Genomic DNA, 19,257 nt, shown 5'->3' with positions numbered 1-19,257 from the left:
CCATGCGCCACGGCACTCCCTCTCCCGGCGGCGGCAACGTCGCGACCACCTCCGCGATCGACTTCGACGACGTGTCGCTGCGCTTCATCTCGCAGGACGGCAACGCCACGGTCGCGCTGCGCAACTTCAGCATGTCGGTGGCGCGCGGCGAGTTCGTCGCCATCGTCGGGCCCACGGGCTGCGGCAAGTCGACCACGCTCAACATGATCACCGGGCTGCTCAAGCCCACCGTCGGCCACGTGCGCGTGATGGGCCAGCCGGTGACCGGCGTCGATCCGCGCATCGGCTTCGTGTTCCAGGCCGACGCAGTGTTCCCGTGGCGCAGCGTGGAGGACAACGTGGCCGCCGGCCCGATCTTCCGCGGCAAGCCGAAGAAGGAAGCGATGGAACTGGCGCAGCAGTGGATCCACCGCGTGGGCCTGAGCAAGTTCGGCAAGCACTACCCGCACCAGCTCTCGGGCGGCATGCGCAAGCGCGTGGCGCTGGCCCAGACCTTCATCAACGACCCCGAGATCCTGCTGATGGACGAGCCCTTCTCCGCGCTCGACATGCAGACCCGCACGCTGATGCAGGACGAGCTGCTGCAGCTGTGGTCGAACAACGGCGGCAGCGTGGTCTTCGTGACGCACGACCTCGAGGAGGCGATCGCGCTGGCCGACCGCGTGTTCGTGCTCTCGGCGCGGCCCGCCACGCTCAAGCGCGTCTACGAGATCGATCTGCCGCGCCCGCGCGTGATGGCGCAGGTGCGCTACGACGCGCAGTTCATCGAACTGTCCAAGCACATCTGGAACGACCTGCGCGAAGAGGTCGTCATCCAATGAACAACGCTGTCACACCCTCCCATAACGCCATGAGCACCTCCACCACCACGCCTGCCGCCGCGCAACTGCCCTCGGCCCTCAGCGACGCCGCGCTCGCGCGCGAATCCGAGATCGCGCAGGCGGCCATCCGCGGCCGGCGCCGCATGATCATCGCGCTGCGGCTGGTCGTGCTGGTGGTCGCGCTCGGCGGCTGGGAGCTCGCGGCGCGCCTGAAGTGGATCGACCCCTTCTTCTATTCGATGCCCACGATGATCTACGACCAGCTCGTGGAATGGATGCGCGACGGCACGGCCCAGGGGTCGCTGTGGATGCAGGTCGCGGTGACGCTCGAGGAGACGGTGATCGGCTTCCTGATCGGCTCCATCGCCGGCGTGATCTGCGGCATCGTGCTCGGGCGCAACAAGCTGCTGTCGGACGTGTTCAGCCTCTACATCCAGATCGCCAACTCGATCCCGCGCGTGGTGCTCGGCTCGATCTTCGTGATCGCGCTCGGCCTGGGCATGGCCTCGAAGGTGGCGCTCGCGGTGGTGATGGTGTTCTTCGTGGTCTTCGGCAATGCCTTCCAGGGCGTGCGCGAGGCCGACAAGTACATGATCGCGAACGCGCAGATCCTCGGCGCCTCGCCGCGCCAGCTCACGATGGCGGTGGTGATTCCCTCGGCGATGTCGTGGATCCTCGCGAGCCTGCACGTGAGCTTCGGCTTCGCGCTGGTCGGCGCGGTGGTCGGCGAGTTCCTCGGCGCCAAGGAAGGCATCGGCCTCCTGATCTCGACCGCGCAGGGCGCCTTCAATGCCAGCGGCGTGTTCGCGGCGATGATCGTGCTCGCGGTGGTCGCGCTGGCGGCCGACTTCCTGCTGAGCTCGCTCGAGAAGCGGCTGCTGAAGTGGCGGCCCGCGGCCTTCTGACGCGCTCAGCGCTCCATCGCGACGGCGGGCAGTGCCCGCCGTTTTTCATGGCGGCCCGCAGGCTCAGAAGCGGTACGAACCGCTCATGCCCACCGTCAAGTTGCGCCCCGGCGCGGGCTCGAAATAGCGCGCATTGCCTTCGTTGACGATGACCGAGCCGGCATAGCGGCGGTCGAACAGGTTGTCCACGCGCGCGAAGGCGTTGAACTCCCAGCGCTCCCACTTCTTGAGGTAGCCGGCATAGGCCGCCGCGACCGCGTAGCCGGGCGCGCTCGCGCTGTTGAGGTCGTTGGCCTTGATGCGGCCCAGCGCGCGCATCTCCACGCCCGCGCGCCAGCCCTCGGGCGGCACCCAGCCCAACGAGGCGAACAGCGACTGCCGCGCGATGCCCGGGATGCGGTTGCCCGCGCCCACCGTGTTGGCGGCCGCGCACGGCGAGGGCGAGCAGAAGGCGTCGCGGTAGGTGGCGTCGAGCCAGGTGTAGGCCAGTTGCGTGCGCCAGTGGTTCTCGGTTTCGTGCTGCCAGGCCAGCTCGAAGCCGTTGCGCCGCGTGCGGCCCGCGTTCTGGAAGGTGGCGCGGCCGCCGAGGTTGGTGTCGGTCACGATCTCGTCGCGCGTGCGGGTGCGAAACAGCGCCGCGGTCAGCAACCCGCCGCCGAGCCGCGCCTTGGCGCCGAGCTCGAGGCTGTCGTTGACCGAGGGCCGCAGCGCGAAGTTGAGCCCGCTCGCGCCGCCCGCGCGGTACGACAGCTCGTTGAGCGTCGGCGTCTCGAAGCCGCGGCCGATGGAGCCGTAGAGCGCGATGTCGCGCGTGGCCTGGAAGCGCAGCGAGGCCGCGGGCAGGGTCTTGGCATAGCGCGCGCTGCCGCTGTCGTCGCGGTTGCTGCCGACGATGTAGCGGTCGCCCGAGTCGAAGTGCACGCTGCTGCGCCGCAGGCCGGCCTCGAGCGTCCAGCGCTCGGCGAAGCGCCAGGTGGCCTGCGCATAAGGATCGAGGTTCCAGACCTCGTTGCGCTCGTAGCGCCGCAGCCGGCCCTGCACGCCGAGGATCTGGGCCGCGCCGCTGCCGAGGTAGTTCTCGTAGCCGCGGCGCCATTCGCGCAGGCTGTCGTAGCCCAGGCCCGCCACCAGCTCGAAGGGACGATCCGCCAGGGTGAAGGCACCGGTCCAGCGCAGGTCGAGGCCGCCGTACTGGCGCGTGAGGTCGATCACGCCGCCCGCATGCAGCGGGTTCTGCTGCGCCGAGGGCGGGATCGACTGGTACTGCGTGGTCTTGCGCTCGCCGCCGTAGACCATCAGGCGCAACTGCTGCGTCTGGCTCAGGCGGCGCTCGTAGAGCAGCCCGGCCTGGGTCTGCTCGACGGTCTTGCGGGTGTCGTACTGCACGGCCAGCGGCGCGAGCCGCGGCGCCAGCGCGTACTGGTCGGCCGTGAGGCCCAGCGGGTCCTGCGCATCGATGCGCACGCTGTTGACGACCAGCGTGAGCCGGTCGCCGTTGTCGAGCGCGATGCCGAGCTTGCCGTTGGCGATGTCGCGCCGCGCGGCGCTGTGCTCGCGCCAGCCGTCGGTCTGGAAGCGGCTGGCGCCGAGCAGGTAGTCGATGGCGCCCTGCGAGCCGCTGGCCTGCAGCGACTGGCGCCAGGTGCCGTTGCTGCCTCCCGCCGCCGAGTAGGACAGTTTCAGCCGGCCCTCGCCCGACGCGGTGAAGGCCTGCAGCACGCCGCCCGAGGAGTTGCCGTAGAGCGCCGAGAACGGACCGCGCAGGATCTCCACGCGGTCGAGCGAGCCGATGTCGATGTTCGAGGTCTGGCCCTGGCCGTCGGGCAAGGTGGCGGGAATGCCGTCGACGTAGAGCCGCACGCCGCGCACGCCGAAGGTCGAGCGCGCGCCGAAGCCGCGGATCGAGAGCTGCAGGTCCTGTGCGTAGTTGAGCCGGTTCTGCACCTGCAGCCCGGGCACCGCGCCCAGGCTCTCGGACAGGTTCACGCCGAGGCGGCCGTCGCGCATGGACTCGCCGTCGACGCGATCGACCGAGCCCGGCACGTTGAAGGGCGCGACCTCGCCGCGCGGCGTGGAGACGGTGATCTCGCGCAGCGAGGCGCCCGCGAACGGCGACGGTGTTTCGGTCGCAGACTGCGCGCGCGAGGCCGTGGAGAGATCGAGCAGGAGACAGGCGACGGCAGCGGCGGCAACGGGTTTCATGCCGCCGATTCTGCGGTGTCGCGCCGACGTGAAGCCTCGGGGTTTCTCACCGTGGCGCGCGGAACGCGCGAACCGATACGACGAGGCGAACTACTCGCTGGCCGGACGCGGACGGCGCCAGCCATACCACGCGCCCACCGCCACCGGAATGCCGAGCGTGATCCAGGCCAGGACGTCGCCGAGCCCGCCGTCGCTGAACAGCGCCGAGATCAGGCCGAAGCTAGTGAGCAGGCCGAGGACGATCGGCCAGCCCCAGAGGCGCCAGAAGCTGTGGTGCTGCGGATGCTTTGCGGTCATGGGCTCAGGCTTTCAATGCGGGCGCGGGATCGGCTTGCGGTGCGCCCCCCTCCTCGCGCTGCGGACGTTCGGCGGCCGCCCTGGCAGCCGCCGCGGGCACGGTGTTGCCGCGCTTGAGCCACAGATACAGCCCGCTGCCCAGCACGATGATGGTCGCGATGTCGAGCAGCGCCCAGAGGATCTGCATCGGCATGCCGCCGTAGTCGCCGAAGTGCAGCGGCTGCGACACCAGCAGCGCCGTGAGGTACCAGGGCAGCTTCGGCGCCGCCGTGACCTGCGCGGTCTTCGCATCGACCAGCACCGGCTGCAGCAGTTTCGAGGTGAAGGGCTCCTTGCCCTGCAGGAAGAAGGTGGTGTGGTGCGGGCTCGAGAACGAGGTGCCCGGAAAAGCGATGAACGACAGCCGGTTGCCCGGCGCCTGCTGCATCGCCGCCTCGTAGGAGCGCTGCACCGAGCCGCGCTCGCTCACGGCGACCACGGGCTCGTTCTTGTAGGGCGCCAGCAGCGTGGTGAGCTGGTCGTACTGCCAGTATTTGATCACCAGGTCGGCCCAGGTGTTGATCATGCCGGTGGCGCCGACCACGAACAGCCACACCAGCGTGACGATGCCCAGCAGGTTGTGCAGGTCGAGCCACTTGAGGCGCGGCCGCTTCTCGCGGCGCACCGTGCCGAACTCGAGCTTGCGCATGAACGGCGAATACAGCACCACGCCCGAGACGATCGCGACCAGCAGCAGGAAGCCCATGAAGCCGAGGAACAGCTTGCCCGGCAGGCCCGCGAACAGGTCGACGTGCAGCTTGAACATCACGTACATGAAGCCCTCGTCGAACTTCGGCTGCGCGAGGATGACGCCGGTGCGCGCATCGACCGCGACCGACTTGAAGTCGTCGGTGGGCGCGGGCGTGGGCGTGAGCGTGACGAACCACAGGCCGTCGTCGTCCTCGGGCTGCGAGGCGAACTGCACCACGCGGTCGGGGTGCTGCGCGCGCGCCACCTCGAGCACGCGATCGAGGCTCACGCGCGGCGTGCCCGCGGGCATCTTCGGCGCCTCGACCTCGGTGCCCAGCAGGTGGCCGATCTCGTGGTGGAAGATCAGCGGCAAGCCCGTCAGGCACAGCAGCAGCATGAAGACCGTACACACGAGGCTGCTCCACTTGTGCACCCAGGCCCAGGTCTTGATCTTTCGGCTGTTCATCGACATGGCGGAATTGTCCCCGAGGCTCGGTGTGGCGGCGGCTCGAAAAACCTCAGAACTTGTAAGTCGCGGTGGCGACCACGTTGCGGCGCGTGCCGTACCAGCAGTCGCCGCGGGCCAGACAGGTGCTGAAGTAGATCTTGTCGGTCACGTTGTTGATGTTGAGCGCATAGCGCCACTTGTCCGACTCGTAGGCCAGCATCAGGTCGAGCAGCGCCACCGACGGCACGCGCGGGCCCGCGCCCGTGCTTTCGATGTCGCGGAAGCCGCTCATGTAGCGCACGCCGGCGCCGGCCGAGAAGCCCGTGATGCCGCCGACGGCGAAGCGGTACTTGCCCCACACCGAGAGCTGGTTGCGCGGCGTGTCGGTGAGCTTGGGATCGACCTCGATGTAGGTGTAGTTGGCGATCAGGTCGAGGTCACGCGCGAGCGTGGTCTTGAGCTCGAGCTCGAGGCCCTTGTTCTTGCTCGAATCGACCTGGCGGCCGTAGTTCGGGTTGGTGCTGTCGAAGACGGTGCGGTTCTTCTCCTTGAGCGAGAAGACCGAGGCCGTGAAGCTGGTCGGCGAACCCGCGGGCTGGTACTTGACGCCGGCCTCGACCTGCTCGCCGCGCAGCGGCTTGAACAGCCGGCCGTTGACATCGGTGCCGGCCTGCGGCGTGAACGACTCGGTGTAGCTCAGATAGGGCGCCCAGCCCGAGGGCAGCGTGTACATCACGCCGAGCCGGCGCGAGGTGGCGGTGGTGGTCTCCGAGGCACTGCCTTCGGTGCCGGCCGTGCTGCGGTCGTAGCGCAGGCCCGCGACGAAGATCCAGTTGTCGAGCTTCATCTGGTCCTGCAGGTACACGCCGGCATTGCGCTGCGTGGTGCGGGGCTTCCAGCTCAGGTCGGTCACGGGCACGTAGCCCAGGCCGTAGACCGGGGTGTAGGCGTCGATGGCGCTGTAGGCCGAGCCTTCGTACTTGTCCTGGCGCTGGCGCGAATACTCGGCGCCCACCAGCAGCGTGTGGCGCAGGGCGCCGGTGTCGAAGTGGCCCTCGACATGGTTGTCGATGCCCGTCATGCGGGTCCAGGTCAGCGACTTGTCGTTGATGCGGCCGATCACGCGCTGGCCGATCGGGTCCATGCCCCAGCCGCCGGGGATGGAGAAGAAGTCCGCATAGTGGTAGTGCGAGTCGTTGTAGGTGCGCGACATCCGGAAGTTCTGCCGGAACGACCAGTGGTCGTTGAACTGGTGCTCGAACAGCCAGCCGAAGGTCTTGCGCTCGGTGTCGTAGCCGTCGCCGGGCTCGCCGATGAAGCGGCTCACGGGCAGCTTGCCGTTGACGTTCGGCAGGATCGTGCCCTGCCACGGCAGGAACTGCGAGGTGCTGCCGGTCTTGTCCTTCTGGTAGAGGCCCTGCAGGGTCAGCGAGGTGGCGGCGCTCGGGCGCCAGGTCAGCGAGGGCATGACCAGCGTGCGGTCGTCGGGCACGTAGTCGACCTGGGTGTCGGCCTTGCGCTGCAGCGCCACCAAGCGGTACGACCAGTCGCCATCGGCCGTCAGCGGGCCGGTCAGGTCGGCCTGGATCTGCTTGCGGCCCCAGGAGCCGAACTGCACGCCCACTTCGCGCGCGGCCTGCGTCTGCGGCCGCTTGCTGACCATGTTGATCACGCCGCCCGCCGTGCCGGCGCCGAACAGCATGCCCGACGGGCCGCGCAGCACTTCGAGGCGCTCGAGCGTGTAGGGATCGGGCCGCGCGGTCGCGGTGTACCAGCCCGCGGAGAAGAGCTGCAGCCCGTCGAGGTAGACCGAGGCATCGCTGCCGCGCACCAGGAAGCTGTCGGAGCGCGAGTCCAGGCCGTAGGCATCGGAGCGCACGCCGGCCGCGTAAGTGAGCGCATCCTGCAGGTTGGTGGCGCCCTGGTCCAGGATCTGGTCGCGGGTCACGACCGTCACCGACTGCGGCGTTTCGGCCAGCGGCGTATCGGTCTTGGTGGCGGTCGCCGCATTCCTCGCGCGGTAGCCGTTCACCGGCGTGGTCGCCGTTTCGGCCGGGGCCTCGACCCGGATTTCGGGCAGTGCCGTCGTGGCGGCCGTTTGTGCCAGCACCTGCTGGTTCGCGTAGATCGCCAGACACCCCATCAGCGCCAAGGCATTGCGCTGCGTCAACAAGACCGCCATTCCGACTCCACTCCTCTAGATATTAAGAACCATTCTCATTCTAAAACGGAATAATTCACATTTCCGCCAAATCCGGGTGGATCCAAGGGGTGCCGCCTGACCTTGCGACTCGTGGTTTCGGCGCAACACAGCTAGCATCGGCGCGCGCCAGCCGCGGGATAGTCCCGTCAAGCTTCGTCCGCCGCCCCTGCAACATTCGCGCGTCCGCCGTCATGCACACCACCCTCGCCTCCCGGTTCCTCGCCCTGCGCGGCGCCGCGGCATGGCTGCTCGCGCTGGCGGCCGCCTTCGTGCTCGCGGGCTGTGCCGGCCTGCCGCCGCGGGCCGCCGACACGCCGGTGCTCGCCATCCCGGCCTCCAATGCCACCCTGCTCGGCCGCGCCGCGGCCCATCTCGACGCGCCGCGCGACGGGCTGTCGAGCGTGCGGCCGCTGATCGAGGCCTCGTTCGCGCTCGATGCGCGGCTCGAGCTGATCCGCCGCGCGCAGAGCTCGCTCGACGTGCAGACCTACCAGCTCGGCAACGACAAGACCGGCCGCCTGCTGCTGCGCGAACTGCGCGATGCCGCGCGCCGCGGCGTGCGCGTGCGGCTCCTGCTCGACGACTTCTATACCTCCGGCATGGACCCGCTGCTGCTCGGCCTGGCGGCCGAGTCGAATGCCTCGGTGCGGCTGTTCAACCCCTTCGTGAATGCGCGCGACCACTCGGCCACGCGCTGGATGGAGTTCCTCGGCGACTTCCGGCGGCTCAACCACCGCATGCACAACAAGCTGTTCGTGGCCGACGGCGCCATCGCCATCGCGGGCGGGCGCAACCTCGCCGACGAATACTTCCTGCGCAGCGAAGTCGCCAACTTCATCGACTTCGAACTGCTGATGGCCGGCCCGGTGGTGGCCGAATCGGCCGCGGTCTTCGACACCTACTGGAACAGCGACGTCGTCTATCCGATCGAGACCGTGGCCATCAACCACCGCACGTCCGCCGTGTTGAAGGCCGATTTCGAAACCGCCACCTCGTTGCGCTTCGCGCCCTGGCCCGATCCGCCGGGCGACGGCGACGTGCTCGGCGATCCGCCGCTGGGCCTGCAACTGCTGAACATCCCCACCCTGCAATGGATGCGCGCCGACGCGCACGCCAGCGCCGACAGCCCGAACAAGGCGCTGGGCGTGATGCGTCACCCCACCGAATCGGTGGCGCAGCGCTTCCACGAACTGGCCGCCACCGCGCGCTCGAGCGTGCTCGTGATCTCGCCCTACTTCATCCCGGGCGACGAAGGCATGGCGCGCATCCGCGAAGGCCGCCGACGCGGCGTGCAGGTCAGCGTGATCACCAATTCGCTGGCCGACAGCGACGAGCCGCTGGTCAACATCAACTACAACCGCTACCGCGTCGACATGCTCAAGCTCGGCGTGGAGCTCTACGAGGTCAGTACCCAGCAGCTCAAGCGCAGCGGCCAGTTCCGCGACCTGCTGAAGAAGGCGCGCGGCCGGCTGCATGCCAAGCTCGCGCTGATCGACCGCGAATGGGTGATGCTGGGCTCCATGAACCTCGACCCGCGCTCGGCCCTGCTCAACACCGAGTTCGGCGTGCGCGTGCGCAGCTTCGACCTGACCCAGGCCCTGCTCTATGCCTACCAGCTCGACGACATCGAGGGCGTCTACCGCGTCGTGCTCAAGCCCGATGGCGAGAACGTGCAGTGGATCGGCACGGGGGACGTCAACAACGAGGTGCTCGACAGCGAGCCCGATTCGAGCATGCTGACGCGGTTTCAGCTGCTGCTGTTCTCGTGGTTCGTGCCGACGGATCAGCTGTGAAGTTGCCGCGCGAGCCGGCCGCCCCTGCTTACTTGTAGGCCAGCGTCAACGTGACCATGCCGTCGGCCTGACCGGGGACGATGTCCTTGGCCGTCTGGTAGTAGCGCGCCTTGAACGGCATGTCGATCGTGCCAGCCGCGGAATTGCCGATCGCGACAGGCTGGCCGAATTTCACCGGCGTGTTGGTCTTGCCGTCGAGTATCTGTATACCCACGCCGACGGCGACCTTGTCGGCATCGGAAGAGAGCTGGAGCACGCCAGGCTTTTCCGACGGATCCGCCGTCCCTTCGAGGATCAGAGACACGGTATTGCCCTGCTGATGCTCCGACACATCGCAAGCCACGCCGATATTGAAAGTTTTTTCCGCCGCCGTGCTGCCCACGCCCGAGAAGCGATTCATTCGCACATCCCCCAGCGAGACCGTCTGGTTCTGCGTCGCCGTGGTGATCTGGCAGGTGGGCGCGAGGATCCTCACGGTGCCGATGTTCGCGGTGAACCACTGCTGCGTAGAGTCCCCCCTTGTATGAAAACGAGCATATTCGCCGGCAGCAATTAACCCGTTTCCGACGACTGGCGCCGTCTTGACCAAATCGATGATCACTCCTGTCCATCCGATATAAACGGATGACGTAGTGGTCGGCCAATTTCCGGTGTAGGTGTCATTGAGATCGATATTGCTTCCCGCTATCTTCACTCTGTAGCCGATGCCGTCGATATTGGTCGAGTACGTCGGGGGAGACAGTCCAGGCACCAGTGCGCCCCGAAGCGGTGAAAGCACGGCACGAACGCCCGCGGCCGTTTTATTGCACTGACCAATCCAGAATGGATAGCTTGAAAACTTGATGACATTGCTGCTCAAAATGGTCTCACCGACCTTTGCCGTCCGCAATGCGGTGGTCGTTCCTGACACATTGAACGTGCGTGCGCCTTTGTTCATGTTGGTGCTGTATTCGCAGTTCGCGAACGCACTGCCCGACGCGATGCTCAACCCCGCCAGAGCACCGAACCCGAGAAAGCAACGATAAAGCGCGCTCATCGGCAGATCTCCTTCATTTCGTGGATGGGCGCCGCAACGTCCTGAGCAGGTACGCGATAGCTGACCTGACATTGCGCGCCGGCACGGTCGCCCCAGATGACTTTCAAGGTGCCCGTCTCACCCGCGCCGGTCACGTAGGCCTGGCCCTCGGGCCCGACCACGCCCACTTCCTGCCCCGCCTCGTTGTCGATGCGCGCGCCGAAGGGGAGCGGCCGGCCTTGCGGATTGGTCAGCGTCAACATCAGCCGATAGCCGACCGAGGTCTCGTACGGCGCCAGCACCACGGCGCCTCGCGTGGGCACGACCTCGCGCGCGGCATGCTTGACTTCGACCTTGTCGTCCAGGTCCTGTGTCAGCAGTGCGAGGCGGTTGTTTCTATAGGGCGTGAGATTGGGCACGACGGCATGGCCCGAGCCGTCGGTGCTCACGCCGGACTGCGACTCGATGCCCACGCCCGAGGCCTTGGGAACACGCACGAGCGCGATGGTTTCGCCCAGGGGCTGCGACAAGGTCACGCCTTCGCCATGCGCCACCAGGCCGCCCGCCACGCTGATATTGGTCTGGCCATAGCCCTGGCCCTGACTGTGGCTCAGGTTCACCTGGCCGCTGCGTCCCTTGTAGTTCAGGTTCGCGCTGCCATTCGATCCGTCCTCGTTGGAGCGGTCCACCGTCAGGCCGTAGGTCAGGCGGAAGTCGTCCCATGCGCTGCCGGAAACCCCCGCCTGATGGGTGACACGGCCCTGGTTGTTGCGCGAGACGGCGTAGCTCGCATTGACGTTCGATCCGAGCGGAATCGACAGCGTCAGCATGACCTGGCGATTGGCCGGTCCCCGGAGGTTGGAGACCTGGCTGTAGAAGATGTTGTAGCCCACCCGCCCGTAGCTGCCGGAATAGCCGACCTGCACGAGCTTGTCCTTGCGGTCGCTGCCCCAGTAGCTCTGCTGCCGGGCCGACGCGTAGAACGAGCCCCACTCTCCCAACGGCTGCGCCAAGTCCAGCCGCACCTCGCTGCGCCGATTGAAGAAGGGCAACTGGTTCTCCGCTGCATAGCGCATCTCGACCGATTCGGAAAAGGTCCGGAAGCCGCTCGTCGAATAACGGTAGCCGGCCATGCGAAACGTGGTGCCCGTGTCATCGATCGTCTTGGAATACAGGGCCCGCAGCGACTGGCCGCTGAGGGTCTGGTCGCCCTGGCCTTCGGTTCGGGCATGCGTGAGGTCCAGCGACACCGCGCCGAGGCCATACATGTTCTTGCCCGAGCCGATCATCCCGGCCTGATAGCCGCGCGCCAGCGTGGCGCCGCCATAGACGGAGAAATCCTTCGGCAAGCCTCGCGCCAGCGTGCCCTGGACGAAATAGGGGCGCTCGGCGTTGCCTCTGTAGCGCTCGTCACCGCTGCGGAACTGGCCCGCGGTGGCGCTGTAGCGCCACGTGCCTTCGCGCAGCAGCGTGGGCACCGCGGCGAAGGCCTGGATGTAGCGCGTCTCGCGGCCATCGGCCTCGGTGATCGTCACTTCCAGGTCGCCACCCGATGAAGTCGGGTACAGGTCGTCCAGCGCGAAAGGGCCGGGCGCGACGTAGGTGTTGTAGATGATGTAGCCGTTCTGCTTCACCGTGACGCGGGCATTGGTCTGCGCCACGCCCCGGATGGTGGGCGCATAGCCTTGCAGGCTGTCCGGCAGCATGGCGGTGTCCGAGGCCACCTGCACGCCTCGGAACTGGAAGCCGTCGAACAGCTCGGCCGATGTGAAGCCATCGCCGATCAGCAGCTGGCCGCCGATCGAAGGAAGATCGCGCTGCGCGTACGTCTGGACGGCCTGCCAGCGCCCTTTGGCGTCGAAGCCGCGGTCGTAGTTGGAGCGGTGGCGAAAACGCCAATCGCCAAGGTTGAACCCTCCCAGCACCGAGGCGTAGAACGTGTTGCGCTCGACCTTCTCGCCGCCGAAGGCGCCGGTCGAGGTCGGCCCTCGATAGGAGAGGCTGTTCGATCCATGGTTGCGCGACACGCTGAGCTGATAGTCCAGCATGGCGGCACTGATGCCATGGTCCCATTTCGACGGCTCGACGGCCCCCCGGGCCGAGCGCTTCAGGGCCGCCTGGGGAATGCTCAGCAGCAGCCGCTGCTGGCCTGCGTCGTAGGTGGCCGTGGCCTCCGGCACCGCGGCGTTCAGGTCGACGCAGCTTTCGGGCGGCAGCGTCGACAGGCTGGAGAAGACCTCCACGTTCACGCCCGAGCTGCGCAGCAGGTCCACCGTGAGGCAGGGCACGGCATCGCGCTTTCCTTCCACCGCATCGAAGCGGACCTCCACCTTGCTCAGCGGGGCGCCATTGCGGATGATTTCGACCATGTAGACGCCGGGCATCACCTGATTGCCGAACGAGAACATCGAAAGATCGGCGTTCGCCTGGTCGCCGTTGATGGTCAGGAATTTCTCGTTGAAGATGCTTTCCTTCGGCTTCTGCGCATGGCCGGCGTGTGCCACGAGCGCGAGCGCAATGGCCGAAAGCGCGTGCTTTCGAACATTTCGAGGGGGGACGTAGGCACTCACGACATTCATCTCCGTGACGTCATGGCCGCTTGTCGGTTGCCGCGGCTTGAGGCTGGAGTTCCACGGGCTCGTTCGCCGCGGGAACGCGGACGCTTTCCTGAGGGGTTTGCCCGCCGAAATCGTTGATCGTGGTGAACTTCACGGAAACAGCCTGCGGTTCCGTGATGTTGTTCAGCGGATAGATGCGCTCCTCCATCGGCGGCAACATGTCGGGATTGATCTCCTGCTGATTTCCATTGACATGGAGATAGGTGAAGGTGACGTGATAGGGTGTCGGATTGACGATCTTCAATGCGGCGCCCTTGCCGTCCTGCCCCGCCACGATGGCCCACTTCAACCGGTTCCGGGCGGCCGCCGGATCGCCATCGCGCAGGGCCGTGGGCCGATAGAACAGCTTGATGCGCGTGCGCACCGCGATCTGCAGCACGTTGTCTTCCTGCGCCTTCTCGGGAATCTCCTTCACGTTGAGCCAGAACGCCGATTCGCGGTCGGCGGGAAGATCCTTGGATGTGCGCAGTACGCGCAGAATGTTTTCCACGCCGGGGTCCAGCCGCGAGAGAGGCGGCGTGACCAGGAAAGGTGTCTTGTTCTTGCCTTCGCCGGCATCGATCCAGGCTTGCACGACATACGGCGAACCGCTTTCGTTCTTCATCGAGATCGATGCTTCGCGGTCTTTCTCGTTGAGGATGACGCGGGTACCACCGAGCATGACGGCGGCATCGGCCGGCGCGATATGCACACCCAGCAAGCCGACTACCATCAACGTGACACCTGCCGAGCGCAGCGCGTTTTTGAAAAGCATGGAATTCCCCGATGCGCAATCCAGGCGGCGCGTGACGCACCTCAGGTGCGCGGCGAGCCGGTCCGGCGCCAAGAAGAAGAAAGAAGAAGAGGGAAAAAATGGCCCGTGAAGGAGCGGGCCGTATCCGGTTGGAACATCCCATCCGGCTGCCGCCGGACGGGTTCCGGATTTACTTGTAGGCGATCGTGAAGTTCGCGACGGCGTTGGCCGAACCGCTCTTGACGGTGTCCTTCTTGGTCGTCACGTAGCCAGCCTTGAACTGCAGCGAGAAGTCGCCCTTGCCCAGGCTGTAGTTGGCGGACGCCGCGTTGTTCGCGATCTGGCTGCCGGCGGAGTCGAGCACTTCGATGCCGACGCCGACCGCCGGGTCGGTTTCGCCCAGGCCGACGGCCAGATACGCGGAGTTGTCGGCATGGGGCGGTCCGCTGAACGTCACCGTGGCGCCGGTGGCCGTTTCGCCGCAGTTCATCAGCTTGATCACGAACGGCACCGGCGTGGACTTGGTGCCGTCCGCGGTGGCCATGTAGGCGGTGGAAATGGTGCCCAGTTCCACGTTCTGGTTCTTGCTCTCGCCAGCGATGGAGCAAGGCGCCTCGATGATCTTGCCTTTGAAGTTGACAGTGCCATCGATCGCGAAAGCGCTCTGGGCGGCGACACCCAACGCGGCGACAGCGACGATCTTTGCGACCGTGAATTGATTCATTTGTATTTCCTAGGGAATTGGATTGATAAATTAAGAGACCAGTGCCGAGATGGCGGAGCGAAGTCTATTCAGGAAAAACACGTCAAAAATTGAACTTTGACAATTGTTCAATATTGCAACTAAGGTATGACTGGCAATTCGGACTGCGATCGATCGCCACTCGATGTCACGACACGCACCAGTCGGAATCCCTGCGCATAGACGCTTGCCAATTGCGCCCCGTTCTCGGGCTGCAATTTCAGCTTGACGCGCAATCGGTAGATATGCGTGTCGAGCGTTTTGGAATCGATACCGAGTTCCCGGCCCCAGATGGCCTTTTCGAGCATGGTTCGCGTGACGAGCTTGCCGACATTGCGGAACAGATACAGCGCCAGATCGAACTCCCGACGCGACAACTTGACCGGCTGGCCGTACAGGCAGAGATGACGGGCGGGAAGGTCGATGGCATAGACACCCACGCGCAATACATCGCTGGGGAGCTCGAGGTGCGGATAGGCGCGCCGGGCCAGGGCCTGGATGCGCGCCGCGAACACGGAGCGATGCGCGGGCCTCGGCAGGACATCGTCGACACCGGCCGCATACAGGGTGGCGATGACGTCTTCACGGAGTTCCGTGCTCAGAAGCAGAACGGGTGGCAGGTCACCGACCCGCGCACGGATACGCTCGATCAACAGGCAGGCCTTCTCGGCGGAGAAACGGTGCAGGTCGAGGACGAACAGGCCGGCATTTCCCGTGTCGTCCTTCTCGACGGAATGAACGTCGAGCGCCATGGTGCGAATCGAATAGCCGAGGTCCACGAGCAAGCTGGCGAGCGCCTCGGCCTGTGCCGTATCGTCGCCCAGCAGCGCAATCTGCAATGGCTGCTCAGCGCAGCGCTCTTCTTCGGAGTCCATCTCGATGCGGTGCCTCGAAACACTCCATTTGTCGCTCTGGGGCATTTCGGCTTTGCGCGACAACGCGCGCGCATGACCGCCATGAAAGCCACGAGAGATGGAACCCTGCCAAAACATACTGTCTCCTGTGTCTGCAAAACACCAATACCGTCACCCTGACCGCGCTTCCGAGGGGGGATTCAGGGCCACCAGGCGGTAGCCGACCCCATAGATCGTCAACAGCCTCACCCCCTTCTCCGGCCCCAGCGAAAGCTTTCTTCGCACGCGGGTCACGTGCACGTCGAGCACCCGCGAACCGGGACTGGCGGGCCGGTCGAAGAGCTGCGCTTCGATCTCCGCGCGGCCGATGACCTTGCCGAGGTTCTGGAACAGGATCAGCGCCACCTCGAACTCGCGTGGCTGCAGGCGGACTTCCACGCCATCGACCAGCACCACGCGCGCCTGCCGCTTGAAATGGAAGCTGCCCCAGATCAGGTCTTCCTCGACCGGCGGCGCGCTGGTGCCGTTCCTGCGCGAGTGCAGCAGCCGCAGGCGCATGGCCAGCTCGGCACCGTCCACCGGCGCCGTGGCGAACTCGATCCGTTCGCCGTTGATCGATTCGTCGTCGAAGGTGGACGCGAGCTCCAGGGCATCGCGCGAGACGACCACGAGGATCGGCAGCTTCACCATGCTGCGCAGGTTGACCCAGCGCCGCGGGCTCCACGCCTTGTCGGCACAGGCGATCAGCGCGTCGTAGCGGCGGCCCGAGGACAGCGAATCCCACAGGTTCTGCACCGAATCGAAGGCCGCCGAGGCGAACCCTTGCGAATCGAGCGCATCGCGCAACGCACCTCGGTTGCGGTCGTCGCCGAAGACCAGCGCCAGCGAGGAGATGGATCCCGGGTTCGAGAGCCCGGCGTTCGTCGTCGGGCTCATGCGTACGCTCCAGGCGCCGGCGCCGCCGATTCGGAGCTCGGGACCAGCTCGGCCACGAAGCGCCGGACGCTTTCGCGGACCACATCGAGGTCCATGTCAGGCTCGCGCGACGCGCGCAGCACCACGCCTTCGACGAAGCATTGCAACGCAAACACCCGGCCGCGAATCTCCGCCTCGGGCAAAGAGCGGTTGGCCTGGCGCAGGCGGGCCTGCAACAGGGCGACGAGCGCCTGGCGTTCGCGAATCACGGCCTGCGCGTTGGCGCCGGCCACGCGTGCCCGGCGTGTGCCCTCCGCGACCGCTTCCAGCATGAATGCCGCGTTTGCCGCGCCGGTGGAGCGCCAGCAGCGCATCCGGTCGCAAACGAAGGCCGCCACGGCCTCGGGGGTGAGCTCCGTCAGGCTGCCGAGCCCCAGCCCCTGCAGACGGTCGAGCAAGGCCAGCACGATGTCGTCCTTGGTCGCGAAGTGGCGACGAATCTCGTCAGGACTCGTTTCGGCCGCATCGCAGATGCAGACCATCGATACGGCCCGGATGCCACGCTGCGCGAAGCACATGGCCGCCACCGAAAGAATGCGGTTGCGCGATGAACTTTCATCGTGCGCACCGCCCGCTTGCTTCATCCCTGTTTCCTGTACCACTTGAATCCTTTCGACGCATGCTGAACAGACAGAATCTGTTGCATTGAAGAGAGTGAATATTCATTTTTTCTTAGGTTAACCTACTGGCTCTTTCTGGAGGGCCCAGTCCGCCTGATTCCTAGGGGAAAGCAACAACATTCACGCGAAAACCGGAACTAGTTCTCGATACCTTGCTTCTGCGTCATCAAATTGTCGGCAACGTCCCTCTTCGTGAAAGATGGCCTGGTCCGGTGCTGGGAATGGCGCCAATCCCCCTTGTCAGCGGCCGGCACCCCTCACAACATGAATGAATGTTTATACTTTCAAGACTTTCATGAACGTCGACGCCACCCCCTCATGCAACACCACCCTCAAGGAATTCCCGAGTGAATAGCACGACCAAGCGCTCGTCCCCCAAGAGCGAACTGCGGGCGGAGTCGCAGCGACAGAGGATCCTGAAGGCCGCCAGGGAGTGCTTCATCGAGGACGGGCTGCATGCGGGCACCATCGCCCGCATCAGCGAAGCGGCACAGATGAGCCCGGGGCTGATCTATCGCTACTTCGCGAGCAAGGAAGAGATCGTTCTCGCGCTCATGCACCAGCAGATCAGCACCGGCAACGGGGTGAACCTGGTGGGCCTGCCGCCGAAGGTCGTGACCACGCGCATCTGCGAATACCTGCGCCGCTGGCTGGCGGGCGATCCCGACGTGCCGAGCGCCACGCTGATCCTCGAGATGAGCGCCGAGAGCACGCGCAACGAAGCGATCGCGCAGCAGATCACCAAGGTGGACGGAGAAGCCAGGACATCGCTGGCGGCCTGGCTGAGCGATCTCCTCGGCAAGTCCGGCGCGGCCTTGGGCGAGCAGGAGATCGGGATCCGCGTCCTCACGCTCGAATGCTTCGTCGAGGGCCTGTTGATTCGCGCGGTGCGCGAGCCGAAGCTCGACATGGAACGCGTCGAGAAGAGCCTGGACGGCCTCATGGCCACCCTGGTGCACCCTGCGCTCGGCAATGCAACTTGATGGCGTTGGGCCGCGGACGGTGCACCTTTCACCCGGTGTTGCCTGTGATAGAGTGCCTCCAGCGCGCCTGCCGCGCTCGCCTTTGGGGACGACTCCAAGACGCGATCACCGTTCGGGGACGACCCTGCGCTTCTGCTGAAGTTCAACCATGGTCACTCCTCGCAAACTGCCGCCTCCGGGCGCTGCCCTCCAACCTTCCGTTCCACCGTCGACCTGGCTGCTGCTGATCGCCGCCTGGGCCGTCGTCGGCGCGTTCGCCGTCTTCGGCGCCGGCTGGCTCGGCCCCTCGATGACACCGGTCACGGCGGGCATCGCGTTCGCGGCGCTGTTCGTCACGATCCTGGCCGCGTCCTTCGGCGTGGTGAAGGAAGCCGACCATCTCGCGCATGCGCTGGGCGAGCCCTACGGCACCCTGATCCTCACGCTGTCGATCGTGCTGATCGAGGTGGTGCTGATCGCCTCCGTGCTGCTGGGGCCGGGCGACTTCCCCACCATCGGCCGCGACTCGATCTTCGCCGTCATGATGATCATCATGAACCTCGTGATGGGCCTGTGCCTGATCGCAGGCTACGGCCGCAACGGCCATCAGGGCTACAACGCGCAGGGCACCGCCTCGTACCTGTCGATGGTGGTACTGCTGGCCAGCATCGCACTGGTGCTGCCGAAGTACCTGAGCGGCGCGGGCGAGTTCACGACCTTCCAGGCCATCGGCATCACGGCGGTCACGGCCGTGGTCTACGCGGTCTTCCTCGGCCTGCAGATGCGGAGCCACCGCAAGCTGTACATGGAGCCCGCACCGGGCCTCGATGCCGATCCGGCCCGCCAGGCCGTCGGCCTGCTGCCCCAGCCCGCGCGGACGGACACGAAGTTCCTCGTGCTGCGCTCGGCCCTGCTGATCGCGCTGATCCTGCCGATCGTGCTGCTCGCCCACCATCTCGCGGTGGTCACCGACTACGGCATCGCGGCGGCCGGCGCGCCCACCGCCCTGGGCGGTGTCCTGATCGCCATCATCGTGTTCACGCCCGAGTCCATCACGGCCGTGAAGGCCGCGATGAACAACGAGATGCAGCGCGCCATCAACCTGTGCCTCGGCGCCTTCGTCTCCACCGTGGGGCTGACGGTGCCGGCCGTGCTCGTGATCGGCCTCGTGACCGGCAAGCAGGTGATCATGGGCATCTCGAACGCGGAGACGGTGCTCTACATCGCCACCGTGGCGCTGGGCATGCTGAGCTTCAACGGCCAGAAGACCTCGGCGGTCCAGGGCTGGATGAACCTGGCGCTGTTCGCGATCTTCGGGCTGCTCCTCTTCAGTCCCTGAG

The 19,257-nt window shown here is 66.1% G+C and carries 16 protein-coding genes; 5 read left to right on the top strand and 11 right to left on the bottom strand.

The annotated features are described in order from the left end of the window. Positions 1-2: 2 nt before the first annotated feature. Positions 3-821: an ABC transporter ATP-binding protein gene (locus tag AC27VN_RS01010; RefSeq protein WP_490875302.1), complete on the top strand. Its 819-nt coding sequence runs from the start codon at positions 3-5 to the stop codon at positions 819-821. A gap of 29 nt (positions 822-850) precedes the next feature. Then, a complete protein-coding gene (locus AC27VN_RS01005) occupies positions 851-1,726 on the top strand; it encodes an ABC transporter permease (RefSeq protein ID WP_490875295.1) in 876 nt (291 codons plus the stop codon). Positions 1,727-1,789: 63 nt separating this feature from the next. On the opposite strand, the gene AC27VN_RS01000 is transcribed toward AC27VN_RS01005, so the two are convergent. From AC27VN_RS01000 to AC27VN_RS00985, 4 genes are all read right to left on the bottom strand, one after another. Beyond that, positions 1,790-3,928, bottom strand: a complete 2,139-nt coding sequence (locus AC27VN_RS01000; protein WP_490875294.1) for a TonB-dependent receptor domain-containing protein — start codon at positions 3,926-3,928, stop codon at positions 1,790-1,792. Between the two features lie 90 nt (positions 3,929-4,018). Continuing rightward, the gene (locus tag AC27VN_RS00995; RefSeq protein WP_490875293.1) at positions 4,019-4,225 is read right to left on the bottom strand and encodes a hypothetical protein; all 207 of its coding nucleotides are present in this window, start codon (positions 4,223-4,225) and stop codon (positions 4,019-4,021) included. Positions 4,226-4,229: 4 nt separating this feature from the next. Next, the gene (locus AC27VN_RS00990; RefSeq protein ID WP_490875301.1) at positions 4,230-5,420 is read right to left on the bottom strand and encodes a PepSY-associated TM helix domain-containing protein; all 1,191 of its coding nucleotides are present in this window, start codon (positions 5,418-5,420) and stop codon (positions 4,230-4,232) included. Between the two features lie 52 nt (positions 5,421-5,472). Then, complete coding sequence (locus tag AC27VN_RS00985; protein ID WP_490875292.1) at positions 5,473-7,584, bottom strand: TonB-dependent siderophore receptor; 2,112 nt, start codon at positions 7,582-7,584, stop codon at positions 5,473-5,475. 212 nt (positions 7,585-7,796) lie between these two features. Here AC27VN_RS00985 and AC27VN_RS00980 point away from each other — a divergent pair, with 212 nt between their 5' ends. Then, on the top strand, positions 7,797-9,398 hold the full coding sequence (locus AC27VN_RS00980; protein ID WP_490875291.1) for a phospholipase D-like domain-containing protein: 1,602 nt from the start codon (positions 7,797-7,799) through the stop codon (positions 9,396-9,398). A 28-nt stretch (positions 9,399-9,426) separates the two neighbouring features. On the opposite strand, the gene AC27VN_RS00975 is transcribed toward AC27VN_RS00980, so the two are convergent. From AC27VN_RS00975 to AC27VN_RS00945, 7 genes are all read right to left on the bottom strand, one after another. Then, complete coding sequence (locus tag AC27VN_RS00975; protein ID WP_177239509.1) at positions 9,427-10,434, bottom strand: fimbrial protein; 1,008 nt, start codon at positions 10,432-10,434, stop codon at positions 9,427-9,429. After that, entirely contained in the window at positions 10,431-12,992 is a 2,562-nt protein-coding gene (locus tag AC27VN_RS00970) for a fimbria/pilus outer membrane usher protein (RefSeq protein WP_490875290.1), read from the bottom strand. Before AC27VN_RS00970 ends, AC27VN_RS00975 begins: the two co-directional genes overlap by 4 nt. A gap of 10 nt (positions 12,993-13,002) precedes the next feature. Next, positions 13,003-13,785, bottom strand: coding sequence for a fimbrial biogenesis chaperone (locus AC27VN_RS00965; protein ID WP_490875289.1), 783 nt, complete (start codon positions 13,783-13,785; stop codon positions 13,003-13,005). A gap of 169 nt (positions 13,786-13,954) precedes the next feature. Beyond that, positions 13,955-14,488 (bottom strand): fimbrial protein, encoded by a 534-nt coding sequence (locus AC27VN_RS00960; RefSeq protein WP_296783135.1) that lies wholly within the window; start codon positions 14,486-14,488, stop codon positions 13,955-13,957. Between the two features lie 119 nt (positions 14,489-14,607). Further along, positions 14,608-15,498: a response regulator transcription factor gene (locus tag AC27VN_RS00955; protein ID WP_490875288.1), complete on the bottom strand. Its 891-nt coding sequence runs from the start codon at positions 15,496-15,498 to the stop codon at positions 14,608-14,610. 33 nt (positions 15,499-15,531) lie between these two features. Next, positions 15,532-16,296, bottom strand: coding sequence for a winged helix-turn-helix transcriptional regulator (locus AC27VN_RS00950; protein WP_490875287.1), 765 nt, complete (start codon positions 16,294-16,296; stop codon positions 15,532-15,534). Next, positions 16,293-16,919: a TetR/AcrR family transcriptional regulator gene (locus AC27VN_RS00945; RefSeq protein WP_490875286.1), complete on the bottom strand. Its 627-nt coding sequence runs from the start codon at positions 16,917-16,919 to the stop codon at positions 16,293-16,295. The genes AC27VN_RS00950 and AC27VN_RS00945 overlap by 4 nt, the downstream gene beginning before the upstream one ends. A gap of 383 nt (positions 16,920-17,302) precedes the next feature. Here AC27VN_RS00945 and AC27VN_RS00940 point away from each other — a divergent pair, with 383 nt between their 5' ends. After that, positions 17,303-17,938 (top strand): TetR/AcrR family transcriptional regulator, encoded by a 636-nt coding sequence (locus AC27VN_RS00940; protein ID WP_398498004.1) that lies wholly within the window; start codon positions 17,303-17,305, stop codon positions 17,936-17,938. Positions 17,939-18,086: 148 nt separating this feature from the next. Then, positions 18,087-19,256, top strand: a complete 1,170-nt coding sequence (locus AC27VN_RS00935) for a calcium:cation antiporter (RefSeq protein ID WP_490875285.1) — start codon at positions 18,087-18,089, stop codon at positions 19,254-19,256. Position 19,257 lies beyond the last annotated feature (1 nt).

Source organism: Variovorax sp. 20P10.2.4 (assembly GCF_058244205.1).
This window is presented reverse-complemented; position numbering and strand designations above follow the sequence as displayed.